Origin of the sequence: Bradyrhizobium sp. 521_C7_N1_3 (assembly GCF_052075975.1) — a bacterium.
Taxonomy (GTDB): domain Bacteria; phylum Pseudomonadota; class Alphaproteobacteria; order Rhizobiales; family Xanthobacteraceae; genus Bradyrhizobium; species Bradyrhizobium japonicum.
This window is the reverse complement of sequence record NZ_CP197232.1, coordinates 5,729,282-5,754,298: the sequence shown is the minus strand read 5'-3', so window position 1 is coordinate 5,754,298 and position 25,017 is coordinate 5,729,282. Positions and strand designations below refer to the sequence as shown.

Sequence of the window (25,017 nt, the reverse complement as noted above, 5' to 3'; positions counted from 1 at the left end):
GACCCATCTCCCCGGCTGGGCCCCGGCTCTGCAGCGCACCGCCGAAGGGGCGCTGCGCTGCGTCCGGGGCACGAGACTGGCTTCACGCCACGCGCCGTGCCGCGCCGGCCCTGGTCAAAATCCCGTCGAGACAATCGATCATCTCTGCGATCTCTCCCTTCGTGACGTTCAGCGCCGGCATGAAGCGCAGCGTGTCGAGCTGCGGCGCGTTCAGGAGCACGCCGGCCTCGAACGCCTGCGCGACGATGCTAGGTGCGATCGGTAGCTTGAGGTCGAGCGCGAGCAGGAGGCCACGTCCACGCACGCCGCCGAGGCCGTGCCGGGCCGAGACCTTCTGCAACTCGCTTTCGAGCAGCAGGCCGGTCTCGGTGACCGTCTTCAGGAAGTCCGGCTTGCTGACCTCCTCCAGCACCGCGAGCCCCGCCGCGCACATGATCGGGTTGCCGTTGAAGGTGCCGCCCTGATCGCCGTGCTCGAAGCAGGAGGCACGTTCAGTTGCGAGCAGTGCTGCGAGCGGCACGCCGCCGCCGATGCCCTTGCCGAGCGTCATGATGTCGGGCGCGATGCCGGTGTGTTCGTAGTGGAAGAGTTTGCCGGTCCGGCCCATGCCGGTCTGGATCTCGTCAAAAACGAGCAGCAGGCCGTGCGCGTCGGTGAGCGCGCGCAGCTCCTTCAGGAACTGATCGGTCGCGGGCCACACGCCGGACTCGCCCTGGATCGGCTCCAGCATCACCGCGACGGTATTGTCGTTGATCAGCTCCTCGACCGAGGCGATGTCGTTCAGCTTCGCCTTCTTGAAGCCGGCGACCTTCGGCTCGAACAGCGGCTCGAACGCCTTCTTGCCCGAAGCCGACATCGTCGCCAGCGTCCGGCCGTGGAAGCCGCCTGCGAAGCTGATGATCTCGAACGCGCCGTTCCTGTGCAGGCTGCCATATTTGCGCGCGAGCTTGATCGCGCCCTCGTTGGCTTCCGCGCCCGAGTTGGCAAAGAACACCTGGTCGAACGCGCTGTTTGCGACAAGCCGCTCGGCAAGTTTCAGGCTCGGCTCGTTGTAGAACGCCGGGCTAGGCGTCAGCAGCCGCTTGGCCTGCGCGGAAACCGCATCGGCGATCGCGGGCGGGGAGTGACCGAGGCAGTTGACGGCCCAGCCCTGCACGAAATCGAGATAGCGCTTGCGGCCGTCGTCCCAGAGATAGGAGCCCGCGCCGCGGACGAACACGGCCCTGGGCCGTGCGGTGATGTCCATCAGCGCGTCATACGGATGCGTGGTCATGTCGAACTCCTGTGGGGACGGGGTGGAAAAGCGGCGCAAAAAGCAGAAAGGCCGCACCTTGCAGGTGCGGCCTTTGCGAAAACTCGGCTGAATTCTACTGGTTCAGCGGCGTCGTCGGACATGGCGCACCCTCTCGTCGTCGCGGAAGCGACGGCGGAGCATTTCGGTGCGCTGATGGGTCCGAGCGTTGATCATGGGGCGCGTCCCTACAGCCGAAGGGCAGGGCTTGTCAAGCCCATGCTCGGGCAGCGTTCAACCCTCAACGACCGCGCGAGCGTCGCGTTCACGAGCGTCGAGCGATGGTCGCTGGCCGGCACTGTAGGACGGTCTCGCCTCAAGGATCGGCGCCTCCACCCCGACGGCCATCAGTGCCGTGACGATGATCGTCAGGGCAACGTACAGGATCAAACCTGCGGAGCTCTCTGCTGCGCCGAGGCGGTCCAGGGCTGCCAGCACGAGCAGGTGGAACAGATACACCGAGTAGGAGATGCGGCCGAGGAAGAGGCTTGCGCTGACAAGGAATGGCCGGCTCGCAAGACGCGGCGCGAATGCAAGCGCGGCCACGATCGCGGCGGCGCCGAACGCGGATGCGTAGAGGTGGAACAGCGCCTCGAGCGCGAGCGACGGCTGGCCGGCAAGCCGAAGCGTGAGCGCGAAGGCGGCGCTGCCGACGACGAGGAGCGTCATCCCCGCGCGCACTGGGGTGACCGCGCGCAGCAGGCGGCCGTCCGAGACGGCAAGATACAGGACGAAGCCCCAGGCAATGGCATCGACGCGGAACGCAACAACGCGGCGTACTTCCGGACCCCAGTCGGCCCAATCCCCGAAGGCGAAGCGGACAATCGTGACCACTCCGACATAGATCAGCGCGGCTAGAAGCGCCGCCCGCAGGCGACCGGGGACAAACGCCGACGCAACCAGCAAGAGAACGGGAAAGGTCACATAGAACCATTCCTCGACCGACAGGCTCCAGGCGATCGCGAAATAATCGTGATCGTTGGCTTGCCCGACCAGGTTCTGCACATAGAAGGCGTAACGAACGAAATCCGCGCTGAACGTTTGGCGCGCCGTGATCGAGACGAGAACGAGTGCGATCAGGTAGGGCGGCACAGTGCGCATCCAGCGCCGCACGAGGAAGACGCCGAGATTGCGCAGGCGGAAGGAGCTTGCGGCCACCATCAAAATCTGCGGGGCCAGGACGTAGCCGGACAGCACGAAGAAGATTTCGACGCCGAGAATCGAGATGGTTTCCGCGGCCGGCGCGCTGGCGGAACTGGCCATGAAAAAATGCGGGATGGCGACGGAGAAGGCGGCGATGCCGCGCAACAGATCAAGCGAAGCGATCCGATGCGTCACGTTGCAATCCCGCAGGCCTTGAGGCCGCGCAAGGTTGCATCCGCGAGCGCCTTGTTGCCGGCCGCGCTGAAATGACCGCTGTCCGTGCGCAGCACTCCCGTTCGTGAATACGCGTCCTTCAGTTCGGGCGAGGGATCGACGATGCAGATGCCGGGCTGGCTGCCGACGGCTTCCATCATCATCGTCAAGCTGCGTCCAAGCTCGCCCTGAATGTCGGGTGACGGAATGAGCAGGAGCACAAAGCGATTGTTGCGGACGGCGGCTTCACGGGCAAATGTTTGGATCAGCGACACGCCGAGACGCCGCAAGGCGGCCATGTCTTCCCGCGGCGAAGCAAGGCTTGCGGCATTGAATTGCTCGGTGCGGGTGAACTTGCGATAGATCGCGGTCGCCACATGGAACGAGAACGGAAAGGCGAGCGGAGTCCACTCGGCGGCGGGCATGTCGCTGGTGATGGCATCGCGGATCGCGGCGACGTCGGCTGCGGGGCGGGGGATCAGCACGAGGCGGTCTTTTTCAAGCACGAATCTCGGCTTGGTCAGGCTAGCCCGCGGAGAATGATCATCCGACAGCGAGAAGAAGGCCGGGGACGAGGCCCCGGCGCCGACGAGCATGAGTTCGATGAGCCCGAGGATGACGATCGAATCCGAACGTGAATGCTCACGATACAGCAGCAATGTCTGGTCGATACTGAAGCCGCCGATGCCGTGATTATCGATCTGGCAGCCCAGGGCTTGCGAGACCAGGTATGGCCAGGTTTCTGCGGCGGCGACGTCCGGGCTCTGGGTGAATGACCCGCCCCATGCAGAGCCGCAAGTTGCGGCGCCGACCTTCGGCACGGGCTGAGTCGGAAGTTCGCCTTGCCGGGGCCAGCCGGTGAACGAGCCCTCGCGCTCATGGGGCAGCATCGCGGCGATCTCGGCATCGAGCCGCCATGGCTTGTAGAGCAGGTATGGATTGCCGCGCGCGATCGAGGCGAGCCCGAAGCCGAAGAACATCATGTCGGCGATGGCCGCAAACAGCGCGAGTCCGATGGCGCGCCGGACGATTGGAGCCATATTAGAAATACTTGTAGTGGAAACGCGACGTAACGGCCTCGTCCGAGAGCAGAAGCAGTGCGCCAAGCACAAGGGCAAGCACGGCGAGGGCCAGCAGGGCGCGATTTTTCAACAGGCGTTTCGCAACGCCTGACGGGGCGCCTGGAGGGGCTTGATCGTCGATCATGATGCGGTCCGAGCGGAGATCTTGGTCGCTGTTAGCGCGACTCAGCGTAAAGTTCAATCACTGCGATAGTTGCGGTCGGGCCGTTTTCTGCGGTCTGAGGCTGCCGTATCCCGCGGAATCGATGGCGCGGTTGCGATCGGCAACCGCCCGCTCCGGGTCGCTTCGCCGAGCGCGGCTCACTCAGCATGTTGATCGCGCCAATCTGTACTCCGCAATAGATTGGATGTCATTTGATTGCCGTACAGAAACCATTGCGCCTCTAGCGCGTTTGTGATCGAAGGACGCGACTTGGTTCGAACCGAATGCATCACGGCTCAGACCAAGAAGGCGGGACCAACCAGATAGTTTGAAGACCTTGTCCGATACGCCTTACCCGATCGACCTCGACAGCATTCGCGGCGCGTTTCCGCCGGGCATCGAGGCGCCATCCCTGCTGGTCGACTTTGCCGATTGGCTGAACGGGCGCCCGTGGGGCAGCGTCGGCCGTTTCTCCCTGCAAGGCCAGTTCTCCGATCAGGCGCCGATCTTCGACGGCAGTCCCTTGCGCGACAGGTTTTCACTGTTCATGCGGCTGCCGGATGGCTCGGCCGTCGGCGGCTGGTATGGCGCAGGGCTTGATCGCGACAACCCGCCGATCGTGGGGCTGGGCTCCGAGGGCGACTACGAGTTGCTCGCGCCGAGCCTCGACGGCTTGCTGGCGAAGCTGACGTCGCAGCAATTCGACAAGGCCTGGAGCGATCTCAAGCCGCATGACGAGGTCGAGTGCCAGACGGACGAGCTCGCGCGATGGCTTGCCGGACAGCCGATCGGCGACAAGGCCGCGTGTGACGACGGTGCTGCAGAGCTTCCCGATTTCCGCGGCTTCGTGGAAAAATGGAGCCGCGATCGCGAAGACTATTGGGCCAATCACCGCCTGATGGCCGAACTCGGTTGGCGGCTCGCTGCCCATCTGCCCAAGGGCAAGAAGCCCTGGGACAAGACGCATTTCGAAGCCGCGATCGTCGGCAAGCAGTACGAGGCGCGCGTCCTTTCGCACGGACCGCAGCCGTTCGAGGAGGCCGCCTCGGTCGAATCCCTGCTGCGCGATCTGCGCGAGGAAATGCGGAAGGCGCAGCCCGAACTCGGGCTGTGGTACGCGATGAAATTCGGTCTTTATGCCGACGGCCGTGTCATCCCGAATTTCGAGTACGACGCGCGCCCGACCATCGACGGCGAGCCGGCGCAGCTCTCCGAGGCAATGGCCGATCTCGCGCGCGCACCAAGGCCGGAGCGCTGGGTGCCGAAATGGCTGGCGGCATCCTGAAGCTCGGAATCCCGCGATGCTGCGGCCCAGCCGGCGCGCCGAAATCTTCTGCTGTCGTGCCATCTTGACCTCGCGGGAACGGCACCTTCGATCCCCCTTGACTTAGAGTGCGCTCGAAGGGGTATCTGTACGTGCGTCAGTACGAGAACGGGCACACATGAAGATCGGGGACCTCGCAAAACGAACCGGCTTGTCGGCTCACACGTTGCGTTATTATGAGCGCGTCGGGCTGCTGCCGTACGCAGACCGGGATCGTTCCGGCCAGCGTGACTTTGACGCATCGATCCTCACATGGATCGCATTCCTCGGTCGGCTCAAGACCACGGGAATGCCGATCCGGGACATGTTGCGTTATGCGGCGCTTCGTGATGAAGGCGAAGCCACCGGGCCAGCCCGGCGGCAGATGCTGGAAATCCACCGGGAACAGGTTCGCACGCAGATTGCCGAACTCCGGGAATGCCTGCTCGTCCTTGATACCAAGATCGCCGGCTATGCCGGCGACGAACAGAGGACGAAGGAAGATGACGCACGCCCAAACACAAGCCGAAAGCCGCTTCGATCGCGGCCAGCGGGCCCTGTCACGCATTGACGGCAGAGCCGGTGAAAAGGTCGTCGCCTCACTCGCCGACATCGCTCCGGATTTCGCACGATACGTGATCGAGTTTCCCTTCGGCGACATTTACAGCCGCCCGGACCTCGGCCTGCGCGATCGAGAGATCGCGACGATCGCCGCACTGACGGCGCTCGGAAATGCCGCGCCTCAGCTCAAGGTGCATATCGAGGCGGGTCTGAACGTCGGGCTGTCTCGCGACGAGATCGTGGAGATCATCATGCAGATGGCCGTCTATGCGGGCTTCCCGGCGGCGGTGAACGGGCTGTTCGCAGCCAAGGAGGTGTTCTCCGCGCATGATGGACGGCAGGCGTCGGGAGAAGCGACGAGCGCAGCAAAGGCGATAGCGGACCCGTCATCCTGAGGTGCGAGGCATGGGACGCAAGGCGTCCCATGGGGAGCCTCGAAGGATGAGCGGCCGGGATGCAGCCGGGCCGTCGTCCTTTGAGGTTCGCTCTACGGCGCGATGGCGCCGCAGAGCAAGCACCTCAGGATGACGGTGATCGAGCGTGACGCTCGCGATGACAGCGGGCTTTAAAACCCCGCGACGCTGCCGTGCAGATCGTACTGGTCCGCGCGTTCGATCTTCGCGGTGACGATCTCGCCGACGCGCAGAGGACGACGGCTGGAGAGATAGACGGCGCCGTCGATCTCCGGCGCATCGGCCTTGGAGCGGCCTTTTGCCACCGTCGGGCCGACCTCGTCGATGATGATCTGCTGGCGGGTGCCGACCTTGCGCTTGAGCCGGCGCGCCGAGATCTTCTGCTGGCGGGCCATCAGCGCGTTGTAGCGCTCCTGCTTGACCTCTTCCGGCACGGGATTCTCGATCGCATTCGACGTCGCACCCGCAACCGGCTCGTATTTGAAGCAGCCGAGGCGATCGATCTCGGCTTCATCGAGCCAGTCGAGCAGATAGGCGAAGTCGGAATCGGTCTCGCCGGGGAAGCCCACGATGAAGGTCGAGCGCAAGGCGAGGTCAGGGCATTCCTCGCGCCACCGCTTGATCCGCGCCAGCGTCTTGTCCTGCGCCGCCGGACGCTTCATCGCCTTCAGCACCTCGGGGCTCGCGTGCTGGAAGGGGATGTCGAGATAGGGCAGCACCTTGCCCTCGTTCATCAGCGCGATGACCTCGTCGACATGCGGGTAGGGGTAGACATACTGCAGCCGGACCCAGGCACCGAGTTCGCCGAGCTCGCGGGCGAGGTCGAGGAATTTGGCGCGGACCTGACGATCCTTCCACGGGCTCTCGGCATATTTGAGGTCGACACCATAGGCCGAGGTGTCCTGCGAGATCACCAGGAGCTCCTTGACGCCGGCACCGACAAGGCGCTCGGCCTCGCGCAGCACGTCATTGGCCGGACGCGAGACGAGGTCGCCGCGCAGCTTGGGGATGATGCAGAAGGTGCAGCGGTTGTTGCAGCCCTCGGAGATCTTCAAGTACGCGTAGTGGCGCGGCGTCAGCTTGATGCCTTGCGGCGGCACCAGATCGAGATGCGGATTGTGGGCCGGCGGCAGCGCACGGTGCACGGCGTCGAGCACGCTCTCATATTGCTGCGGGCCGGTGATGGAGAGCACGCCGGGATAGGCCTGCTCGATCTGCTCGGGTTCCGCGCCCATGCAGCCGGTCACGATCACCTTGCCGTTCTCGGCCATGGCGTCGCCGATCGCCGAGAGCGATTCCTGCTTGGCGCTGTCGAGGAAGCCGCAGGTGTTGACGATGACGATGTCGGCGCCGTCATGCTTGCGGGCGAGCTCGTAGCCCTCGGCGCGCAGGCGCGTGATGATGCGCTCGGAATCCACCAATGCCTTGGGGCACCCGAGTGACGTGAATGAAATACGCGGCGCTCTTTCCATGTACTCGCCTGGAACCTGCAGCTGGATTGTTTGAAATTGCGTTCCAAGTAATTGATCCGATAGAAAAATTCAACCGCTACGGCTGGTCCAGCGATGGTAAAATGAGGCATGGCCGGCAGCCGCCGCTTCAGGCTCTGCGCCAGGATAGCCGCGGCTGCTGTGGTCGCTGATAGGACGATCGGGGTTAGTTGGCGGCGCCCTCGACGGCAAATGTGTGGTACGTCGCGTATTTCTCGCCGATGGCTCGAACTTGGACATAGGCCGGATCGCTGCGCCAGGCTCGTAGCGCCTCCATGTTCGGATACATGTAGATCACCACGCGCCCGGGTGGATTTCCGTCAACCGCAACGACCTGCGCACCGGTCGCCGCGGCGCCTGCAGCCGCCACCAATTTCCCGCCATGCGCCTTGATGATCTCCCTCGCCTTGGGGAGATATTCCTTGGCATAGCCATCGGGATCGGAGACGTCGATTTGGCCGATCAGGTAGGCGGGCGGAGGAGTTTCGCCGTGGAGCGCTCGGCTGCCAAAGGCGCCTAAGGCGGTACACGTCAACATGACGAGACCGATCCTGCATCGAGAATTCATGTGGGCCTCCTCCCATGCTCTGCCACTGCTGCGAGCGGTAGCCGCGCGAGACTCTCCGCGGGAGTTCAAGATGTGTCCAATACATATATTCTCTCAGGACTTATGCTCCGGTGGTATAAGCGAGCATGAACCTTCGACAAGCCCTCACATTTCTGACTGTGGCCGAGCTCGGCGCCGTCTCGAAGGCTGCCCTGCGGCTGCGCGTCGCCCAGCCGGCCTTGTCCAGGCAAATCATGGGTCTTGAGCAGGAGCTGGGCCTGCGTCTGTTCGACCGGGTCGGGCGCCGTCTTGTGTTGACCGGCGAGGGCGAGCAGTTGATTGCGGGCTGCCGGCTGCTGCTCAACAGCGTCAGCTCGCTGAAAGAGCAGGCTCAACTGCTCCGTCAGGGAGACACAGGGGTTCTCAAGATCGCCGGCTCGTCTCAGCACATCGAGAGCGTGCTATCGCAATTTCTTCACCTGTACGCGAAGCGATATCCCAGGGTCGAGATAAGGATCAGGGAAGGTACGGGCAGCGAAATACTGACGATGCTCGAGCGCGGCGAAATTCATCTCGGCCAGAACCTGCTGCACGCAGTCAAGCTGAACGAACAGCATTTCGGCAGTCTTCCGCTTGGATCTGTGCAGTTGCTGGCTGCGTGCAATCCTTCGATGCACCTCGGTCCCGATCGTACCATCGAGATAGCCGATCTCGACCGGTTTCCGTTGCTGCTGCTGGACACCGGGTTCGGGTTTCGCCGCGCTTTCGATGCAGCAAGCCGTGTGGCTGGACTGAAACCGACGATCATGTTCGAAAGTCGCAATCCGCATACTTTGCTGGCACTCGCCGAGGCTGGCCACGGCGTCGCGATCATCCCTTCCCAACTTCAGTGCTGGCGTTACCAATTGAGGATCGTCGGTCTCACGCATCGGCGCCGCATCTTGCAGGAACCTCTGACCATCTCGTGGGATAAGCGGCGCCCCTTGCCGCGTTTCGCGACTGATTATTGTGCAATGCTCGCCGAGCATATGCGCAAGACGTTTCCGATCACGCGCCCGACTGAGCCGGCGACGGCAAAGAGGAGCGTTCGGTCCGGCGTAAGGCGCGACACACGCCAGCCTCTCAGGGGTGCCGGGGCGACACGAAGCTGATCTTGGGTGCAGCTATCTGATCCATATCTGATCTGCCTGACGGACGGGCCTCGGCTAGTCCCAATTGCCCATAATTACAACCCTTTGCATCGCCCCCTGGCATGCTATGGATGAATCACCGGTGGTGAGTGAGCTATGAGCGCCGAACAGTCGCCCAAAATCGTGATTGTCGACGAAAGCCCGATCCGGGCCGCGATCCTCGAGGAGGGGTTGCGGGAGGCCGGATTCACGCAGGTCGTCCATATCCGCGAGATGCAGAGCCTGCTCGCCCGCATTTATGCGGTGGATCCCGACATCATCCTGATCGATCTGGAAAACCCCAGCCGCGACGTGCTTGAGGCGATGTTCCAGGTCAGCCGCGCCGTGAAGCGGCCGATCGCGATGTTCGTGGACCAGAGCGATTCAGCCTCGATCCAGGCGTCCGTGGAGGCGGGAGTATCCGCCTACATCGTCGACGGGTTGAAGAAGGAGCGCATCAAGCCGATCCTCGACCTCTGCGTGTCCCGCTTCAACGCCTTCGCAAAACTCCAGGAGGAGCTGGAGCGCACCAAGTCGCAGCTCGAGGACCGCAAGATCATCGAGAAGGCCAAGGGAATTTTGATGAAGGTCAAGGGCCTCACCGAGGACGAGGCCTACGTGCTGCTGCGCTCCACGGCGATGCGCGAGAAGAAGAAAATCGGCGAGATCGCGCAGTCGATCATCACCGCGTCGGAGATGCTGAAATGACCGGTCCCCTCCGCATCGGGTTCATCCCGCTGGTCGACGCCGCCGCCCTGATCGTCGCGGTCGACAAGGGCTTTGCCACCGCCGAAGGGCTCGAGGTCGAGCTGGTGCGCGAGGTCTCCTGGTCCAACGTGCGCGATAAGCTCAATATCGGGCTGTTCGACGCCGCGCATCTGCTGGCGCCGGTGGCGATCGCGTCCTCGCTCGGGCTCGGCCACGTCAAGGTGCCGATCGCGGCGCCCTTCAACCTCGGCATCAACGGTAACGCGATCACGGTCTCGCCGGCGCTCCACGCCGCGCTGATGGAGGAGATCGACGGCGACCGTTTCGATCCGCTTGTCACGGCGAAAGCGCTGGCGAAAGTGGTCGCGAAGCGGCGCAAGGCGGGTGCGGAGCCGCTGACCTTCGGCATGACGTTTCCGTTCTCGACCCACAATTACCAGCTGCGGTTCTGGATGGCGGCCGCGGGCGTCGACCCCGACGAGGATGTAAGGCTTGTGGTGCTGCCGCCGCCCTACATGGTCGATAGCCTCGCCAATGGACATGTCGATGCGTTCTGCGTCGGCGCGCCCTGGAACTCGGTCGCGGTCGATCTCGGCATCGGCCACATTCTGCATTTCGTCTCCGACATTCTCGTGCGCGCGGCAGAGAAGGTGCTGGCGGTTCGCCAGGTCTGGGCCGACAAGCATCCGGATGTGGTGGCAGCGCTGGTGCGCGCGGCCGTGAAGGGCGCCGAGTTCATCGAGAACCCCGCGAACCTGTCTGAGGCGGCGCGGATCCTGGCGCAGCCGGAGCGGATCGGCGTCGATGCCGAAGTCATTCAGCGAACCCTCACCGGGCGCCTGAAGATTTCTCCCGACGGCACCCTCCGCGAGAGCGGCCGCTATCTCCTGGTCGGACGCGAAGGGGCAGGGCGCCCGGACCCTGTCCAGGCGGCCTGGCTCTATGCACAGATGGTGCGCTGGGGGCAGACCGCACTGACGCCGGACGGCGTCAAAACGGCGATGGCCGTGTTCAGGCCCGACCTCTACGACGCAGCCCTCGGTCAGCAATCGCCCGCTGAAGCCCCCGCGGCGTTCGGGGCATTTGCGGGCCCGGCCTTCGATCCCGGCAACATCCGCGGGCATCTGGAGGCCTTCGAGGTCGGACGCTGGAAGGCCTGATTCGGCCCTGCATCGTTTTTGGGCGGAAGAGATCATCGGCTAAATTTTGAGCCGCCTGCCCGAATTTCATGAGAGTTCCGGACCGCGGTTTCCCGGGCTTGTCTGTAACCATCTGAAATCAAAACAATTTTCATTTTATCCAAGCTGGCACGCAACTTGTATGTTGCAGTGCGGCCAGCTTGTCACAGACGCCTGCTGAGCCGAGTCCCGCAGCAACGAAGCTGACCGGACCGTTGGGTGCGCAGCCGGCTTCTTGAGCCAGCCGAGTTCCTCGCGGGTCGCGCAATTTTCCGTCGATGCCACCCGGTGGCCGCAGGAGCTTCGTTACCGACCATGAAAATCGATACGCTCTCAGTCGACTTTTCCGACGAGCAGAAACGCTACCTCGAAGGCTTCACGACCGGTTTGCAGATCAGCCGGGTCGGTCGCGGTCTCGGCGGCAGCGCCGGCAAGGCCAATGCCGAGCCCACGGGTCCGGACGCCGTCCACATCAAGGCGCAGGACAAGGTCATCGCAGCCGGCAAGAAGCTCGCCGACCAGGAGAAGGTCAAACGCGACGAGCATCCCTTCGATGCGTATCCGCGCCTGCGGCAGCAGGCGCTCGACAACGCGCCGCCGAGCCCGGCGGACAATTTCCGCTGGCGCTATTACGGCATCTTCTACGTCGCGCCGACGCAGGACTCCTACATGTGCCGGCTGCGTATCCCGAACGGCATCATGAAACACTGGCAGCTGTCCGGCCTTGCCGATCTCGCCGACGATCTCTCCGGCCCGTACAGCCACGTCACGACGCGCGCCAATCTCCAGCTCCGCGAGATCCCGCCGAAGAACGCGATCAGGTTGATCGAGGGCATCCAGGACCTCGGCCTGTGCTCGCGCGGCTCCGGCGCCGACAACATCCGCAACGTGACGGGGACGCCGACCGCCGGAATCGATCCGCAGGAGCTGATCGATACGCGGCCCTATGCGCGGGAGTGGCACTACCACATCCTCAACGACCGCTCGCTCTACGGCTTGCCGCGCAAGTTCAACGTCGCCTTCGACGGCGCCGGCAGGATCGCGGTGCTGGAGGAAACCAACGACATCGCCTTCACCGCGTTCGAGGTGAAGGACGGTTTTGGCGTCGAGCCCGGTGTCTGGTTCCGCCTCGGCCTCGGCGGCATCACCGGGCACAAGGACTTTGCAAAATACTCCAACATCATCGTCAAGCCGGAGCAGGCCACCGCCGTCGCCGACGCCATCGTGCGCGTGTTCATCGATCACGGTGACCGCACCAACCGCAACAAGGCGCGTTTGAAATACGTGCTCGATGCCATGGGCCACGACGGTTTCCTTAAACTCGTCGAGGAGCGGTTGAAGACGCCGTTTACGCGCGCGCCAGAAGAGGCGTTTGCGCCGCGGCCAGCCGCGGACCGCATGGCGCATATCGGCGTGCACAAGCAGAAGCAGGACGGCTTGAACTGGATCGGCGTCTCGCTGACGCTCGGCAAGATCAGCTGCGATCAGATGCGGGGTCTGGCCAAAGTGGCGCGGGACCTCGGCGACGGCGAGATCCGCCTGACCGTCTGGCAGAACCTGCTGATATCGGGCGTGCGCGACGAGAATGTCGAACTCGCCATCGCGGCGATCAAGCAGATCGGGCTCGCGGTCGAGGCTTCGCATATCCGCGCCGGCCTGATCGCCTGCACCGGCAATGCCGGCTGCCGTTTCGCGGCTTCCAATACCAAGCGCAATGCCGCCGAGATCGGCGACTGGTGCGAGCCGCGCGTCGCCATGGACAAGCCGGTCAACATCCATGTCACCGGCTGCCATCATTCCTGCGCGCAGCATTACATCAGCGACATCGGCCTGATCGGGGCCCGCGTGCCGGTGAACGACGAAGACACGGTGGAGGGCTATCACCTCTTCACCGGCGGCGGGTTCGGTCCCGATGCGGATGTCGGGCAGGAGGTCTATCACGACCTCAAGGCCGAGGACGCGCCGAAGACGGTCGAGGGACTGCTCAAGGCCTATATCGCCCACCGCTCGTCGCCCGACGAGACCTTCCTGTCCTTTGCGCGCCGCCATGATGGCGAAACGCTGCGCAAGCTTGCCGATGCACAGGTGTCCGCATGAACCAGATCACGCCTCCGCCGAAACTCGACATCATTCCCGCCAGCGCCCCGTTCTCCGATGCGCAGCGCTCCTGGCTCAACGGCTTCTTCGCCGGGCTGTTGTCGCCTGACGTGGCCACGCCGTTGTCGGCGGAGCAGGGCGCCGCCGTCATGCAAGCCGGTGACGGCGACGACGGTGAGGCGCCATGGCACGACCAGACCATGCCGATTTCCGACCGGATGAAGCTCGCCGAAGGCCGTCCCGTGCGCCGCAAGATGATGGCTGCGATGGCGCAGCAGGATTGCGGGCAGTGCGGCTACAATTGCCACGACTATTCGGAGGCGATCGCCACCCGTAGCGAAGCACGGCTCAATCTCTGCGTCCCCGGCGGCAAGGAAACCGCGCGGATGCTGAAGTCGCTGTACGAGGAACTGGACAAGGCGCCGGCGGCCAAGGCGGCCGACAAGGTGGATGCGGTGGCGGCGCCGGCCGTCACGGTGACGATCGCCGAGCCCGGCCGCTCGCGCGACAATCCGGTCGCGGCGACGTTCCTGTCGCGGCGCCTGCTCAACAAGGGGAAGTCGGAGAAAGAGACCTACCACGTCGAGTTCGATCTCGCTGAGAGCAAGCTCGACTATGTCGTCGGCGACAGCTTCGGCGTGTTCGCGCGAAACGAGGTCGGCCTCGTCGATCAGATCATCGCGCTGCTCGGCGCCTCCCACACCACCAAGGTCAACGGCAAGACGCTGCGCGAGGTGCTGATCGACGACGTCTCGCTGTCGCCCGCGCCCGACACGCTGTTCGAACTGATCTCCTTCATCACCGGCGGCGCGCAGCGCGAGAAAGCGCGGGCGCTGGCGCAGGGCGAGGATCCCGACGGCGACGCCGCCACGCTCGACGTCATGGCGGCGCTCCAGAAGTTTTCGGGCACGCGGCCTCATCCGGAGGCCTTCGTCGAGGCGCTGGAGCCGCTCCAGCCGCGGCTGTATTCGATCTCCTCCTCGCACAATGCGACGCCCGGAAAGCTGTCGCTGACGGTGGACTCCGTGCGTTACGTCATCGGCAAGCGCAAGCGGATCGGCGTCGCCTCGACCTTCCTCGGCGAACGCATCGCCGAGGGCGAGAAGCTCAAGGTCTATGTGCAGAAAGCGCACGGTTTCGGCCTGCCGCAAGATCCGAAGACGCCTGTCATCATGATCGGCCCGGGCACCGGCATCGCGCCGTTCCGCGCCTTCCTGCTCGATCGCAAGGCGACCGGCGCGCCCGGCAAGAACTGGCTGTTCTTCGGCCATCAGCGCAGCGATTGCGATTTCTTCTATCAGGAAGAGCTCAACGCGATGAAGACCTCGGGGCTGCTGACGCGCATGTCGCTGGCCTGGTCACGCGACGGCGAGAAGAAATTCTACGTGCAGGACCGCATGCGCGAGGTCGGCCGCGAGGTGTGGACCTGGCTCGCCGAAGGCGCGCATCTCTACATCTGCGGCGATGCCAAGCGCATGGCCAAGGACGTCGAGCGCGCACTGGTCGACATCGTCGCGCAGTTCGGGGCACGTTCGACGGATGAGGCCGTCAGTTTTGTCGCCGAGCTCAAGAAGACGGGCCGCTTCCAGGCTGACGTCTACTAAGGCGCGAGCCGATCAGCGCAAATCGTCCCGGCTGCGCAACCGCCGGGCGCGCCCCGCTGGGCCGCTTCTACTGTGCATGGGGTTGTTTTCGACAATTTGGTTTGGAGGGGGTCTGAATGCCTTCGCCCGACTGTCATCCCACCGTCATCCGGGCCGGTTCCAGCTGGCTCGGATCTTAACGAATAAGATTCTCGGAACCCTCAGGTGAAGAGAATTTGCGCCTGCGGCGGGGCGCCTTCAGAGAACCGCCATCGCTATTTTCGCCGCCATCTTGCCTCCCGCCAGGGTTGATCCTTCATACTCCCGCAAATGGGGCGTTGGAGATCGACCATGCGCGAACTATCGGCGGAAGCCAGGCTGCACTTCTACGCGCGCTCGCTCTCGCGTCGGACCGGGGCGAGCATGCATCACGTTGGGCTCTACAGCGCCTTCGCGGTCATCGCGGCCATCGTGTTCGGCACGCTCTCGGTGCACCCGTTCTGATCACGCCCCGCGCTTGAACGGCGCGACTTCGATCCCCGCATCCTTCAACGCCTGACGCAGCGTGCGCGCGATCTCGACGGCGCCGTGCGTGTCACCGTGAATGCACACCGTGTCCGTGCGCATCTTGATCACCTTGCCTGTCACCGAGACCACCGCGCCATCCTGCACCATGCGCACCACGCGATCGGCGATCGCCTTGGCATCGTGCAGCACCGCGCCGGGCTTCTTGCGCGAGACGAGATTGCCATCGTCCTCATAGGCGCGGTCGGCGAACACCTCGTGCACCATCGGCAGATTGGCGTCTTCGCCGGCCTTCACCAGCTTCGAATTGGCGAGCACGACGAAGATCAGGCTCGGGTCGACGGCCTTGATGCCGGCGGCGATCGCCTTGGCCGTCATGTCGTCCTCGCAGGCGACGTTGGAGAGCGCGCCATGCGCCTTCACATGCGTGACCTTGTGGCCGGCCGCGGTCGCGATCGCCTGCAAGGCGCCGATCTGGTAGGCGACGAGGTTCTCGATCTCGGAGGCCTTCAGGCCCGCGATCGGATGCCGGCCGAAACCGTGCAGGTCGCGGTAGCCCGGATGGGCGCCGACCGAGACGCCGCGCGCCTTCGCAAGCTCCACCGTCCGGCGCATGATGTCGGGGTCGCCGGCATGGAAGCCGCAGGCGACGTTGACCGAGCTGGCAAGGTCGATCATCGCGGCGTCGTTGCCCATCTCCCACGCGCCAAAACCTTCGCCGAGGTCGCAATTGAGATCGATCGTCTTCATGGGGTGCTCTCCGCCTCTGGTCGTCTTGTCGCTTACGGCTCCGCCGTGACCTGCCAGGTCCCGGCATCCATTGCGCTCACCGCATAGCCCGCGACATTAGCATCGCTGAGCGCCTCGATGTTCAGCTCGACGGTGTCGGACGAGCGCAGGCGATCGGGCAGGTTGCGGATGAGTTGCGCGAACTTGCGCGCCTCCTCCTGCGCCTCGGCCATGGTGACCTCGAGGAAGCGGAACGCGGTTCCCGCCGAGGTCTGCGCGAGGCGGCCGACATCGGCCGTGATCACGGTTGCGATCTTCGGATAGCCGCCGGACGTGCCGCGATCCATCATCAGCGCGATCGGCGAGCCGTTGCCGGGCACCTGGATGCTGCCGTTGACGGTACCGTCGGAGACGATGTTGTGGCCATGCAGATGCTTGATCGCGGGGCCCTCGAGCCGGTAGCCCATGCGGTCGGAGGTCGCCGAGATCTTCCACTCGCTATCGAGGAACAGCGCCTTGTTGGCATCGTCGAACTCATCGTCCTGCGGTCCGAGCAGCACGCGGATCGGGCCTGTTGCAGGCTTCGGTAGCTCGATGCGCAGCTCAGGCGCGCCGCTTGCGGCGTCGACTGTAAATTCATCGCCGGCCTGGAGCGGGCGCGGATAGGGGCTGCCGAGGCCCGCGCGGGCGTTCACCGCAAGGCTGCCGAACACCGGCTCGCCCTTGATCCCGCCTTCGATCGCCAGATAAGTGAACGCGCCGCCGCGGGCAAAGCCCAGCGTCAGCGTCTCGCCGTCCTTGAGCGTCACCGACGTGTCCATTGCCACCGGCTTACCGGCGACGTCTGCATTGCGCGGCGCGCCTGATATCGCGACGCGCACGGCGCCGTCTTTGGCGGTGAACGTGGCGCCGAAGGGGCCGATCTCGACCACGGCCGCGAACGGCTCGTTGCCGACCAGCGTGTTCGCCGCCGCCAGCGACAGACGGTCCATCGCCCCGCTGACCGTCAGGCCGTAGCGCTGCGCGCCGTGGCGGCCGCCGTCCTGGACGGAGCTTGCGGGTCCAATGCTGGCGATCACGAGCCGGCTCATGCGATCACCTGTTCGGCGATGATCTCGCCGGCCTCGGCGGCGCGATCCTGTTCCTCGAAAGTCTTGTGGTCGATGGCGAAAAACGTCACGCGATCACCGGGTTCGGTGAGAAAGGTGGGATTCCGGTGGAGTTGATAGGTTCTGACAGGCGTGCGGCCGAGCAGATGCCAGCCGCTCGGGGCCGCCAGGCACTGGATCCCGGCCTGGATGCCCCCGATCGAGATCGTGCCGGCGGGCGTGAACAGCCGCGGGCTCTGCCGCCGCGACATGTGCAGCGATTTGTCGAGGCCGCTGAGATAGGACCAGCCCGGGGTGAAACCGATCATGGCAACGCGGTAGTCGCCGGCGACGTGACGGGCGACGATGTCGTCGGGCGTGGTGTTCAGCGCCTTGGCGACATCCTCGAGGTCGATGCCGTGTTCGCCGCCATAGGCGACGGGAATGCGCCAGCGCCGCGCCTTCGTGGCCGGCGGCAGCGGCTGGCTGGCGAGCGCAAGCAGCTTCTCGCCGAGCGCGTCGAAGCCGATCTTGCCGGGATCGTAATGCACCAGCAGCGAGCGATAGGTCGGCACGGTCTCGGTGATGCCGTCGATGGGGCTTGCTGCGAGCGCCTTGTCGAGCGCGAGCACGCGCTCGTTGGCGGCGTCATCGATGGTGCGGCTGAACTCGACCGTGACGGCGCTGTCGCCACTGGGCAGAAGGCGGGGCGGGGGAAGCGTCGCGGCCATGAGCTGTCGAAGGGCTGTCGAAATCGGGCTTCTCAGGAAATGCGGGCTCAGCCTTGAGTTCCGCTTTTCCCTGCTTCGCGTAAATGCGCCCGCAAGTCCAATAAATTAATGCAAGGGGAAACGATAAAGCGTTGTTATCGCGTCGCATAACAGCCCTGCGGCCCTGCGTTCTTGCTGGCTCTTTGGCCCTTGACGCAAGGGCTGCGGCTCGCAAGATGCGCGCGTTCTTTCCCGCCCATCCGGAGCTCGTTCTCGTCCATGTCGCTGTCCCCCGAAGCCCGCAAGACCCTCGCCGGCATCACCACTGCCACCATCACCACGGTCCTGCTGAAGAAGGGCCTGCGCAACGTCTGGATGCGCGGCGCGCGTCCGCTGCGCCCGGGCCTGCCGCGGCTGGTCGGGCCTGCCTTCACGCTGCGCTTCGTGCCGGCGCGCGAGGATCTGGCGACGCCGGAATCCTGGTCGTCGCCGATCTCGACCCGCACCGCGATCGAGGCGATGCCGGACGGCTGCATTGCCGTGGTCGACGCCATGGGCATCACCGATGCCGGCATCTTCGGCGACATCCTCTGCGCCCGCATGATGAAGCGTGGCGTCACTGCGCTCGTCACCGACGGCGTGGTGCGTGACGTCGAGGGCGTGCTCGGGACCAACCTTCCGGTCTGGTGCGACGGCTATGCCGCGCCGCCGTCGGTTGCGGGCCTCACCTTCGTCGGCTGGGGCGAGCCGATCGGCTGCGGCGGCGTTGCGGTGTTCCCGAACGACGTCGTGGTCGCCGACCAGGACGGCTGCGTGCTGATCCCGCAGGCGATGCTCGATCACGTGCTCAATGAGGGCGTCGAGCAGGAGCGGATGGAAGCCTGGATCGTCAACGAGGTGAACAACGGCGCGGTGCTGCCGGGCCTCTATCCCATGAACGCCGAAACCAAGGCGCGCTACGCCGCCAGCAAGAAGTAACAGGAAACGAGGTATCCCATGGAAATCACCGTCGCAGGCACGCGGCCGACCCGCCGCGCGCCCAAGGAAAATTTTACGGGCACCGTGTTGCAGGACCCCGTCATCATGGCTCCGGCGCCGGCGCGGCTGAACTGCTCGCGCGTCACCTTTGAGCCGGGCGCGCGTACCAACTGGCACCACCATCCGCTTGGGCAGACGCTCTACGTGATTTCGGGCGTCGGCCGCGTCCAGACCAAGGGGGGCCCTGTCAAGGAGATCCGTCCCGGTGACACCGTCTGGATTCCGCCGGGTGAACTGCACTGGCACGGCGCATCGCCCAACAACAGCATGTGCCACATCGCCATGCAGGAAGCGCTCGACGGCGTCTATTCGACCTGGCTGGAGCCGGTGACCGACGCGGAGTACAGCGCGGCGCTCGGCTAATCTCCCGTGCCTCGGATGCAATGCAGCGCGTAAGCGCTGCGTTGCTGATCCGGGGCCCAGAAGTTTCCGCGAAGAGACCTTTGCGAAATCCGTTCATGACACGCCCCGTTGGTTGGCCATGGGGGATCGTGGCAGGAGCGCGGAACCCGTGATGTGAGGGCTGTCACGTGCGCAAGAGGCTCTGTGAGGTGGCGCACTCCGCAAGGAGATCGCGGACAAAAGCAAAGGGGCCCGGATCGCGGGCCCCTTGTCTCGGTTCGAACGTCGAAGCCGGACTCAGTTCACACGCGTCCAGGTCTGGCCGCCGCAGAACATGCCGCCGAAGGCGCAGCCCTGCACGCGCAGGCGGTCGGTGCCCTTCATCGCGATCGTGGAATCGTAGGTCGAGCCGGTGTTGGGATCGAGGATGCGGCCGGACCATTTCTGATCCTTGTTCTGGTCCTTGGCGGGTTTCATGTTGATGAGGACCTGTTCGCCGTTCTGGTTCGATTTGCTGTCGACCGAATAGCCGCAGAGATTGCTGCCGCATTGCTCGATGCGGACCTTGCCTTCCTTTTCCTCAGTGAGCCAGATGCCGAGCGGTGAATTGAGATCGCGCGCAGCCGCGGCTGCGGGAGCCGGCGGCGCGACGGCAGCCGCCTGAACGGGTGCGGGGGCCGGCACCGGGGCGGGGGCTGGAGGCGGCGCCGGGGGGGCAGCAGCCACAGTCGGGGCCGGCGGCGGTGCCACGGCAGGCGCTGCCTGCTGCTCGACCGGAGCGGTCGCCGGAGGCGGTGCGGGTGGCGGCAAGACAGCAGTTTCGGCCGGCGCGTTGCTGGCGGTTGCGGACGGCGGCGGAGCGGGCGGGGGCGGAACCGGCGGCGGCGCTGCAGCGGCCGGCGCCTGTTCGGTTGCGGGCGGCGGCGCGACAGGGGCGGGAGCTGGTGCCGGAGCGGCCTGCGGTTGCGGATCAACCTTGGCCTGTTGCGGCGCCTGCTGGCCCGGGTTCGTCTCGTTCTTCTTGGCTTTCTTCGCCTTGCCCTGGCCGGTGTTGTCGTAGACGCCGGGGATCTGCACCGTGCCGCGGTCCGGATCGATGCGGATGGTGCGCCCGCCATATTCGAAAGTGTACTGCGCTTGCGCAGCGGTGCTCGCCAAAAGGAATGCGGCCGTGGCCAACAGCTTCCTCATTTCCGTCTCCTGAACAGCTGGTCCCCGTACCAACGCTTACGCGCCGGTTCGATCGCAAAAAGTGATCTAGATCACTGTCACCGTATGAGTCGTGGTCCGGCGGTGCCGGGTTCAATAAGCCCGGAACCCGTCCTCAATTTGGCCGAGACAAGCGACAGGAGGATGCGGCCGGGAGCGCCGTTCCGATGGGACCGTAACGAGGCTCTAGATTCTCTAGATTCTCTAGATTCTTTCTTCCTTACGCGAACCGCTACCCACTACGCCCGAAAACGCTCTAGTCGAACCAGGCGGCGTAGATCTTCCTGTAGCTGCCGTCCTCCATCGAGATGTGCAGCCACTGGTCGACGAAAGCCTTCAGCGCCATGTCGCGCTGGAGCCAGTAGGCCTTCTCCGAGAAGTCGAACGGTTTTTCGGGATGCACCGCGCAGAGCACGCCGGAATGCTGCTTCTGCTGGTAGCGGGTCTCGGAAGCGTCCGTCATCATCAAATCGGCGTTGCCCTTGGCAATCTCGTCGAAGATCACGGTGTTGTCGGAGAAGACGCTGATCTCGGCATCCTTGATGTTGGCGCGCGCGAACCGCTCGTTGGTGCCGCCCGGATTGACGATGACGCGGGTGCCCTTCTTGTCGATATCGGAGATGGTCTGGTACTTGCCGACGTCGGCGCAGCGCGCGATCGGCGTCTTGCCTTCGCGCATGATCGGCATCGAGAAGAAGCCCTTCTTCTGCCGGTCGAGCGTAACGGAGACGCCGCCCATGGCGATGTCGAACTGGTCGGCCTCGAAGTCCTTCATGAGCTTCGGCCAGGCCGTCGGCACGAATTCGACCTTGACGCCGAGCGCCTTGCCGAGCGCCTCCGCCATGTCGACGTCGAAGCCGCTGAACTGCTGCGTCGCCTTGTCCAGGTAGGTGAAAGGCTTGTAGTCGCCGGTCATGCCGACGCGCAAAGTGCCGCGCTTGACGATCTCGTCGAGGCGCGATGGCGCCGGCTGCTGCGCATATGCCGAAAAGTTCGCCAGCAGGACCGCGGCCAAAGCCGCCACGATTCGAACGATCATCTCTTTTCCACCCAAGCCTGAGCTGTCATTGTGCAGCTCTTGAAACTTGGATTTAGACCAGATGCCCGTCACTGGCGAGGCGGAATTGAAGGGAATTCAGGGTGACGATCTCGATGTATGACGCCTCGGTCGGCGTCTTCGTGCCGTATCTGCGCAACCTGTCGGCATTGCTGGACAAGGGCGTCGCCTATGCCGAAAGCCGGAAGTTCAATCCGGCCGTCCTGCTCGGCATGCGCATGGCGCCGAACATGTACGATCTGGCGCAGCAGATAGGGGAGGCGTGCCGCCATGCCACGGTCGCGCCGGCCTTGCTGGCCGAGCAAGAGCCGGTGGCGCTGCCGGCGCTGGAGCACGACATCGCCGGGCTTCAGGCGCGCATTGCGACGTCAATCGAGTTCATCGAAAGCCTGTCGCGCGCCGAGATCGACAGCGCGGCGGAACGGAATGTCTTCTTCAGGCTGAAAAACGGGACCGAGCTGCCCTTCACCGGGCGGACGCTGCTGCTGACGTTCAGCGTCCCGCAATTCTTCTTTCACGTCACGACGTCCTACGACCTGCTCCGGCATGCCGGCGTCGAGCTCGTGAAGCGAGATTTTCTCGGCCCCCGCGAGCGCTAGGCTTCGCCCTTGCGCTCGTAATCGGCGAGCGAGCTGCGGCCGGCGATCTCGCTGCGCAGCTCCTCGAAGCGCCGATGTGCCTCATCCTCGTGCGCGTCGACGAAGTGCACCGCGGCTTCGCTCGTCATCGGGCCGCTGATCACGGGCGCGGACTGCTCGCCGATGGTCTCGTGGACGTAGAACTGGTCGCCATCGCCGCGATGGACCGTCCATTTCAGGCGGATCGCCACCATCGGCCCCGGACCGACCTTGCTGTAGCCGTCGGCATCGGTGTGCTCCGGCACCAGCGGCTGCTCCTCGACCACGGGATGCTCGTGCTCGTCGACCACCGCATGCTCGTCGGCGACAGGATGCTCGTCGGTGAGAGGGTGCTCGTCGGCGACGACCTGCTCACCGGCGACCACCATTTCGGTCTCGGTCTCGCGGACGGCGAGGACGGGCTCGGGGTGCTCCAAAATGCTGGCGATGGTGGCCAGCGCGTGGTCGGTCGGGTCGATCTCTGACAAGGGTCCATCCTCCAGCTCGACGCGGCCGGCAAGTCTGTCCCACTGCCGCCGCGGCCGGACTTATTACGCGGGTTTGATTAAGGCTGAGTTGGGGCTCGATCTGCACCAAAATGGGACGCATTCTGGCGTTCCGGAGGCGGGCGGATAACCGCCCGCCTGGAGGACGGCTCAGCCGAGCACGTCCTGGTTGATGATGTTCTGCCGGATGGGATCGCCATCCAGCACACTCAGGATGTTGCGAGCGGTCTGCTCGCTCATGCGGCTCACCGCCTCGACGGTGACGCCGGCGACGTGCGGGGCCATGATGACGTTGGGAAGCGCGAACAGCGCGTTGCTGACCGGCGGCGGCTCCAGCTCGAACACGTCGATCCCGGCACCGGCAATCCTGCCGGAGATCAGGGCGTCGTACAGCGCGGCCTCCTTCACGATGCCGCCGCGCGCGGTGTTGATGAGATAGGATTTCGGCTTCATCCGGCCGATCCGCGCCGCATCGAACAGGCCGACGGTCTCCGGCGTCTTCGGGCAGTGGATGGTGACGAAGTCGGCGTTGGGCAGCGCTGAGTCGAGATCGGCGACGGGCTCGCAGCCGGCGGCCTTGATCTCGGCGGCAGGCTTGTAGGGATCGTAGACTTGCACCTTCATTTCCATCGCCAGGCAGCGCTTGGCGGTGCGTGTGCCGATGCGGCCGAAGCCGATGACGAGCACGGTCTTGCCGTAGAGATCGAACGGCAGCATGCTGAGCCGGTCGGCCCATTTGCCGTCCTTGACGCAGGCATGCATCTCCTGCGCGCGCTTGGCCAGCGTCAGCATCATGAACAGCGCCTGCTCGGCGACCGAGGGCGAGTTGGCGCTGCCCGCGACCATCAGCGGCACCTTGCGGCGGGAGAGGGCGGGTACGTCGACGGCGTCATAGCCGACGCCGATCCGCGTCACCACCTTCATGTCGCGGGACGCCTCGAGCTCGGTCTCGCCGAAGGCGGTGGCGCCGAGCGCCACGCCGTGGACCGGGGCATGGCTCTTCAGCAGTGCCTCAAAATCCTTCGCCGAGATCAGGTTTGCAAATTCGACGAGCTCGATATCGTCTCGCTGGGTGAGGAGGGCGCGGGCCCCTTGCGACAAAGTTTGTGTAACGAAAATCTTCTTCTTGTTGGTCGCCATCGCTCCCTGCCTGCTCGCATTTCTTGGACCTGCGTCACAATACGACGCCGGTGTCTTCGTTTAGCAGGTGCATATTGTTGAGGTCCATCGCCAAACGCATGGGTGCCCCGTCCTTGGCGCCGGCGTTGGGATCGACGCGGCCGCAGACCGGCGTGCCGTCGAGGCCGAAATAGACCAGGGTTTCCATCCCCATCGGCTCGGTGACGTCGAGCACGGTGTCGAAGGTCTCGACGCCCGGCCCGAGATGCGCATGCGACTCGGTGAGGTGCTCGGGCCGGAGGCCGAGCAGCAGCTTGTCGGTGCGCGGCAACGCGTTGTAGCGCGCGGCGCGGGCCGGCGGCAGCGCAAAGGCGATGCGGTCGGTCAAACGGATCTGGAGCGCGCCGCCGACATCCTCCAGCCGGCACGGGATGAAATTCATCGCGGGCGAGCCGATGAAACCGGCGACGAAGCGCGTCGCAGGCTTGTGGTAGAGCTCGTTGGGCGTGCCGATCTGCTCGATGCGGCCCTTGTTCATCACGACGACGCGGTCAGCCAGCGTCATCGCCTCGACCTGGTCGTGAGTGACGTAGACCGTGGTGGTGCGCACCTTCTGGTGCACCTTCTTGATCTCGATCCGCATCTGCACGCGCAGCTTGGCGTCGAGATTGGACAGCGGCTCGTCGAACAGGAACACTTTCGGATTGCGCACGATGGCGCGGCCCATCGCGACGCGCTGGCGCTGACCGCCGGAGAGCTGCTTCGGCTTGCGGTCGATCAGGTCGGTGATGTCGAGGAGGCGGGCGGCTTCCGTCACCCGCGCCTTGATCTCAGCCTTGGGATAGTGCTTCAGGCGCAGCCCGAACGACATGTTCTCGGCGACCGTCATGTGCGGGTAGAGCGCGTAGTTCTGGAACACCATTGCGATGTCGCGGTCCTTGGGCGGCACGTCGTTGACGACGTCGCCGCCGATCATGATGTCGCCGTCGGTGATGTCCTCCAATCCCGCGATCATGCGCAACGTCGTCGACTTGCCGCAGCCGGAGGGGCCGACGAGCACGATGAACTCGTGGTCGGAGATATCGAGATCGATGCCGCGCACGGCTTCGACATCGTCGTAACGCTTGATCACCTTGCGCAGGGAAACGTCGGCCATT

General features: G+C 64.7%; 27 protein-coding genes. 13 read left to right on the top strand and 14 right to left on the bottom strand.

The annotated features are described in order from the left end of the window. Positions 1-82: 82 nt before the first annotated feature. From AB7008_RS26745 to AB7008_RS26730, 4 genes are all read right to left on the bottom strand, one after another. The gene (locus AB7008_RS26745) at positions 83-1,273 is read right to left on the bottom strand and encodes an acetylornithine transaminase (protein ID WP_304489862.1); all 1,191 of its coding nucleotides are present in this window, start codon (positions 1,271-1,273) and stop codon (positions 83-85) included. Between the two features lie 252 nt (positions 1,274-1,525). Continuing rightward, positions 1,526-2,629, bottom strand: coding sequence for an acyltransferase family protein (locus AB7008_RS26740; RefSeq protein ID WP_441259796.1), 1,104 nt, complete (start codon positions 2,627-2,629; stop codon positions 1,526-1,528). Further along, positions 2,626-3,687, bottom strand: coding sequence for a hypothetical protein (locus tag AB7008_RS26735; RefSeq protein ID WP_248877632.1), 1,062 nt, complete (start codon positions 3,685-3,687; stop codon positions 2,626-2,628). Before AB7008_RS26735 ends, AB7008_RS26740 begins: the two co-directional genes overlap by 4 nt. 1 nt (position 3,688) lies before the next feature. Then, the gene (locus AB7008_RS26730) at positions 3,689-3,853 is read right to left on the bottom strand and encodes a hypothetical protein (RefSeq protein ID WP_248877631.1); all 165 of its coding nucleotides are present in this window, start codon (positions 3,851-3,853) and stop codon (positions 3,689-3,691) included. A 346-nt stretch (positions 3,854-4,199) separates the two neighbouring features. On the opposite strand from AB7008_RS26730, the gene AB7008_RS26725 reads away from it, so the two are divergent. The 3 genes from AB7008_RS26725 to AB7008_RS26715 all read left to right on the top strand — a co-directional run bounded on the left by AB7008_RS26725 (position 4,200) and on the right by AB7008_RS26715 (position 6,130). After that, positions 4,200-5,156, top strand: a complete 957-nt coding sequence (locus AB7008_RS26725; protein WP_441259795.1) for a hypothetical protein — start codon at positions 4,200-4,202, stop codon at positions 5,154-5,156. A gap of 157 nt (positions 5,157-5,313) precedes the next feature. Continuing rightward, complete coding sequence (locus AB7008_RS26720; RefSeq protein WP_028158756.1) at positions 5,314-5,745, top strand: MerR family transcriptional regulator; 432 nt, start codon at positions 5,314-5,316, stop codon at positions 5,743-5,745. Beyond that, positions 5,678-6,130, top strand: coding sequence for a carboxymuconolactone decarboxylase family protein (locus AB7008_RS26715; protein ID WP_049826388.1), 453 nt, complete (start codon positions 5,678-5,680; stop codon positions 6,128-6,130). The genes AB7008_RS26720 and AB7008_RS26715 overlap by 68 nt, the downstream gene beginning before the upstream one ends. Before the next feature lie 170 nt (positions 6,131-6,300). On the opposite strand, the gene rimO is transcribed toward AB7008_RS26715, so the two are convergent. Then, the gene (gene rimO / locus AB7008_RS26710) at positions 6,301-7,620 is read right to left on the bottom strand and encodes a 30S ribosomal protein S12 methylthiotransferase RimO (protein WP_028158757.1); all 1,320 of its coding nucleotides are present in this window, start codon (positions 7,618-7,620) and stop codon (positions 6,301-6,303) included. Here rimO and AB7008_RS26705 point away from each other — a divergent pair. Next, positions 7,596-7,790 carry a hypothetical protein gene (locus AB7008_RS26705; protein ID WP_441261300.1) on the top strand — a complete coding sequence of 65 codons (195 nt, stop codon included), beginning with the start codon at positions 7,596-7,598 and terminating at the stop codon, positions 7,788-7,790. The two genes, rimO and AB7008_RS26705, sit on opposite strands and share 25 nt — an antisense overlap. Before the next feature lie 14 nt (positions 7,791-7,804). Here the strand turns inward: AB7008_RS26705 and AB7008_RS26700 are convergent, their stop codons facing one another. Next, the gene (locus AB7008_RS26700; RefSeq protein ID WP_248877629.1) at positions 7,805-8,176 is read right to left on the bottom strand and encodes a DUF1330 domain-containing protein; all 372 of its coding nucleotides are present in this window, start codon (positions 8,174-8,176) and stop codon (positions 7,805-7,807) included. 155 nt (positions 8,177-8,331) lie between these two features. On the opposite strand from AB7008_RS26700, the gene AB7008_RS26695 reads away from it, so the two are divergent. The 6 genes from AB7008_RS26695 to AB7008_RS26670 all read left to right on the top strand — a co-directional run bounded on the left by AB7008_RS26695 (position 8,332) and on the right by AB7008_RS26670 (position 15,424). Then, positions 8,332-9,336 carry a LysR family transcriptional regulator gene (locus AB7008_RS26695; RefSeq protein ID WP_441259794.1) on the top strand — a complete coding sequence of 335 codons (1,005 nt, stop codon included), beginning with the start codon at positions 8,332-8,334 and terminating at the stop codon, positions 9,334-9,336. Between the two features lie 135 nt (positions 9,337-9,471). Next, a complete protein-coding gene (locus tag AB7008_RS26690; protein WP_027559205.1) occupies positions 9,472-10,062 on the top strand; it encodes an ANTAR domain-containing response regulator in 591 nt (196 codons plus the stop codon). Beyond that, the gene (locus AB7008_RS26685) at positions 10,059-11,222 is read left to right on the top strand and encodes a CmpA/NrtA family ABC transporter substrate-binding protein (RefSeq protein WP_441259793.1); all 1,164 of its coding nucleotides are present in this window, start codon (positions 10,059-10,061) and stop codon (positions 11,220-11,222) included. Before AB7008_RS26690 ends, AB7008_RS26685 begins: the two co-directional genes overlap by 4 nt. A gap of 333 nt (positions 11,223-11,555) precedes the next feature. Further along, the gene (locus tag AB7008_RS26680; protein WP_248877625.1) at positions 11,556-13,337 is read left to right on the top strand and encodes a NirA family protein; all 1,782 of its coding nucleotides are present in this window, start codon (positions 11,556-11,558) and stop codon (positions 13,335-13,337) included. Continuing rightward, the gene (locus AB7008_RS26675; protein WP_441259792.1) at positions 13,334-14,941 is read left to right on the top strand and encodes a sulfite reductase subunit alpha; all 1,608 of its coding nucleotides are present in this window, start codon (positions 13,334-13,336) and stop codon (positions 14,939-14,941) included. The genes AB7008_RS26680 and AB7008_RS26675 overlap by 4 nt, the downstream gene beginning before the upstream one ends. A gap of 330 nt (positions 14,942-15,271) precedes the next feature. Then, complete coding sequence (locus AB7008_RS26670; protein WP_014495196.1) at positions 15,272-15,424, top strand: hypothetical protein; 153 nt, start codon at positions 15,272-15,274, stop codon at positions 15,422-15,424. Here AB7008_RS26670 and AB7008_RS26665 read toward each other — a convergent pair whose 3' ends face one another. The 3 genes from AB7008_RS26665 to pxpB are packed head-to-tail and all read right to left on the bottom strand — an operon-like array spanning position 15,425 to position 17,993. After that, the gene (locus tag AB7008_RS26665) at positions 15,425-16,195 is read right to left on the bottom strand and encodes a LamB/YcsF family protein (protein WP_304489853.1); all 771 of its coding nucleotides are present in this window, start codon (positions 16,193-16,195) and stop codon (positions 15,425-15,427) included. Positions 16,196-16,227: 32 nt separating this feature from the next. Then, positions 16,228-17,265 carry a biotin-dependent carboxyltransferase family protein gene (locus AB7008_RS26660; RefSeq protein ID WP_441259791.1) on the bottom strand — a complete coding sequence of 346 codons (1,038 nt, stop codon included), beginning with the start codon at positions 17,263-17,265 and terminating at the stop codon, positions 16,228-16,230. Then, the gene (pxpB, locus tag AB7008_RS26655; protein ID WP_028158764.1) at positions 17,262-17,993 is read right to left on the bottom strand and encodes a 5-oxoprolinase subunit PxpB; all 732 of its coding nucleotides are present in this window, start codon (positions 17,991-17,993) and stop codon (positions 17,262-17,264) included. Before pxpB ends, AB7008_RS26660 begins: the two co-directional genes overlap by 4 nt. A gap of 258 nt (positions 17,994-18,251) precedes the next feature. Between pxpB and AB7008_RS26650 the strand changes: the two genes are divergently transcribed. Further along, entirely contained in the window at positions 18,252-18,950 is a 699-nt protein-coding gene (locus AB7008_RS26650) for a ribonuclease activity regulator RraA (RefSeq protein WP_028158765.1), read from the top strand. An 18-nt stretch (positions 18,951-18,968) separates the two neighbouring features. Further along, positions 18,969-19,373 (top strand): (R)-mandelonitrile lyase, encoded by a 405-nt coding sequence (locus tag AB7008_RS26645; protein WP_028158766.1) that lies wholly within the window; start codon positions 18,969-18,971, stop codon positions 19,371-19,373. A 276-nt stretch (positions 19,374-19,649) separates the two neighbouring features. Here the strand turns inward: AB7008_RS26645 and AB7008_RS26640 are convergent, their stop codons facing one another. Further along, positions 19,650-20,543 (bottom strand): DUF2147 domain-containing protein, encoded by an 894-nt coding sequence (locus tag AB7008_RS26640; protein ID WP_304489851.1) that lies wholly within the window; start codon positions 20,541-20,543, stop codon positions 19,650-19,652. 274 nt (positions 20,544-20,817) lie between these two features. Next, positions 20,818-21,600 (bottom strand): transporter substrate-binding domain-containing protein, encoded by a 783-nt coding sequence (locus tag AB7008_RS26635; protein WP_304489850.1) that lies wholly within the window; start codon positions 21,598-21,600, stop codon positions 20,818-20,820. Positions 21,601-21,713: 113 nt separating this feature from the next. On the opposite strand from AB7008_RS26635, the gene AB7008_RS26630 reads away from it, so the two are divergent. Beyond that, positions 21,714-22,217, top strand: coding sequence for a DUF1993 domain-containing protein (locus AB7008_RS26630; protein ID WP_282519578.1), 504 nt, complete (start codon positions 21,714-21,716; stop codon positions 22,215-22,217). Here the strand turns inward: AB7008_RS26630 and AB7008_RS26625 are convergent. The 3 genes from AB7008_RS26625 to AB7008_RS26615 all read right to left on the bottom strand — a co-directional run bounded on the left by AB7008_RS26625 (position 22,214) and on the right by AB7008_RS26615 (position 25,016). After that, positions 22,214-22,723 carry a hypothetical protein gene (locus AB7008_RS26625; RefSeq protein ID WP_304489849.1) on the bottom strand — a complete coding sequence of 170 codons (510 nt, stop codon included), beginning with the start codon at positions 22,721-22,723 and terminating at the stop codon, positions 22,214-22,216. The genes AB7008_RS26630 and AB7008_RS26625 overlap by 4 nt on opposite strands. A gap of 168 nt (positions 22,724-22,891) precedes the next feature. Next, positions 22,892-23,881 carry a hydroxyacid dehydrogenase gene (locus AB7008_RS26620; RefSeq protein ID WP_248877613.1) on the bottom strand — a complete coding sequence of 330 codons (990 nt, stop codon included), beginning with the start codon at positions 23,879-23,881 and terminating at the stop codon, positions 22,892-22,894. Positions 23,882-23,915: 34 nt separating this feature from the next. Then, positions 23,916-25,016: an ABC transporter ATP-binding protein gene (locus AB7008_RS26615; protein WP_248877611.1), complete on the bottom strand. Its 1,101-nt coding sequence runs from the start codon at positions 25,014-25,016 to the stop codon at positions 23,916-23,918. Position 25,017 lies beyond the last annotated feature (1 nt).

What these genes read in the sequence shown, in the direction of transcription:
- AB7008_RS26680 (WP_248877625.1), top strand. Translation starts at nt 11,556, where the DNA reads ATGAAAATCGATACGCTCTCAGTCGACTTTTCCGACGAGCAGAAACGC.
- AB7008_RS26695 (WP_441259794.1), top strand. Translation starts at nt 8,332, where the DNA reads ATGAACCTTCGACAAGCCCTCACATTTCTGACTGTGGCCGAGCTCGGC.
- rimO (WP_028158757.1), bottom strand. Translation starts at nt 7,620, where the DNA reads ATGGAAAGAGCGCCGCGTATTTCATTCACGTCACTCGGGTGCCCCAAG.
- AB7008_RS26650 (WP_028158765.1), top strand. Translation starts at nt 18,252, where the DNA reads ATGTCGCTGTCCCCCGAAGCCCGCAAGACCCTCGCCGGCATCACCACT.
- AB7008_RS26665 (WP_304489853.1), bottom strand. Translation starts at nt 16,195, where the DNA reads ATGAAGACGATCGATCTCAATTGCGACCTCGGCGAAGGTTTTGGCGCG.
- AB7008_RS26730 (WP_248877631.1), bottom strand. Translation starts at nt 3,853, where the DNA reads ATGATCGACGATCAAGCCCCTCCAGGCGCCCCGTCAGGCGTTGCGAAA.
- AB7008_RS26640 (WP_304489851.1), bottom strand. Translation starts at nt 20,543, where the DNA reads ATGAGGAAGCTGTTGGCCACGGCCGCATTCCTTTTGGCGAGCACCGCT.
- AB7008_RS26645 (WP_028158766.1), top strand. Translation starts at nt 18,969, where the DNA reads ATGGAAATCACCGTCGCAGGCACGCGGCCGACCCGCCGCGCGCCCAAG.
- AB7008_RS26690 (WP_027559205.1), top strand. Translation starts at nt 9,472, where the DNA reads ATGAGCGCCGAACAGTCGCCCAAAATCGTGATTGTCGACGAAAGCCCG.
- AB7008_RS26675 (WP_441259792.1), top strand. Translation starts at nt 13,334, where the DNA reads ATGAACCAGATCACGCCTCCGCCGAAACTCGACATCATTCCCGCCAGC.
- AB7008_RS26700 (WP_248877629.1), bottom strand. Translation starts at nt 8,176, where the DNA reads ATGTTGACGTGTACCGCCTTAGGCGCCTTTGGCAGCCGAGCGCTCCAC.
- AB7008_RS26735 (WP_248877632.1), bottom strand. Translation starts at nt 3,687, where the DNA reads ATGGCTCCAATCGTCCGGCGCGCCATCGGACTCGCGCTGTTTGCGGCC.
- AB7008_RS26715 (WP_049826388.1), top strand. Translation starts at nt 5,678, where the DNA reads ATGACGCACGCCCAAACACAAGCCGAAAGCCGCTTCGATCGCGGCCAG.
- AB7008_RS26630 (WP_282519578.1), top strand. Translation starts at nt 21,714, where the DNA reads ATGTATGACGCCTCGGTCGGCGTCTTCGTGCCGTATCTGCGCAACCTG.
- AB7008_RS26620 (WP_248877613.1), bottom strand. Translation starts at nt 23,881, where the DNA reads ATGGCGACCAACAAGAAGAAGATTTTCGTTACACAAACTTTGTCGCAA.
- AB7008_RS26615 (WP_248877611.1), bottom strand. Translation starts at nt 25,016, where the DNA reads ATGGCCGACGTTTCCCTGCGCAAGGTGATCAAGCGTTACGACGATGTC.
- AB7008_RS26705 (WP_441261300.1), top strand. Translation starts at nt 7,596, where the DNA reads ATGAAATACGCGGCGCTCTTTCCATGTACTCGCCTGGAACCTGCAGCT.
- AB7008_RS26745 (WP_304489862.1), bottom strand. Translation starts at nt 1,273, where the DNA reads ATGACCACGCATCCGTATGACGCGCTGATGGACATCACCGCACGGCCC.
- AB7008_RS26635 (WP_304489850.1), bottom strand. Translation starts at nt 21,600, where the DNA reads ATGATCGTTCGAATCGTGGCGGCTTTGGCCGCGGTCCTGCTGGCGAAC.
- AB7008_RS26685 (WP_441259793.1), top strand. Translation starts at nt 10,059, where the DNA reads ATGACCGGTCCCCTCCGCATCGGGTTCATCCCGCTGGTCGACGCCGCC.
- AB7008_RS26660 (WP_441259791.1), bottom strand. Translation starts at nt 17,265, where the DNA reads ATGAGCCGGCTCGTGATCGCCAGCATTGGACCCGCAAGCTCCGTCCAG.
- pxpB (WP_028158764.1), bottom strand. Translation starts at nt 17,993, where the DNA reads ATGGCCGCGACGCTTCCCCCGCCCCGCCTTCTGCCCAGTGGCGACAGC.
- AB7008_RS26670 (WP_014495196.1), top strand. Translation starts at nt 15,272, where the DNA reads ATGCGCGAACTATCGGCGGAAGCCAGGCTGCACTTCTACGCGCGCTCG.
- AB7008_RS26720 (WP_028158756.1), top strand. Translation starts at nt 5,314, where the DNA reads ATGAAGATCGGGGACCTCGCAAAACGAACCGGCTTGTCGGCTCACACG.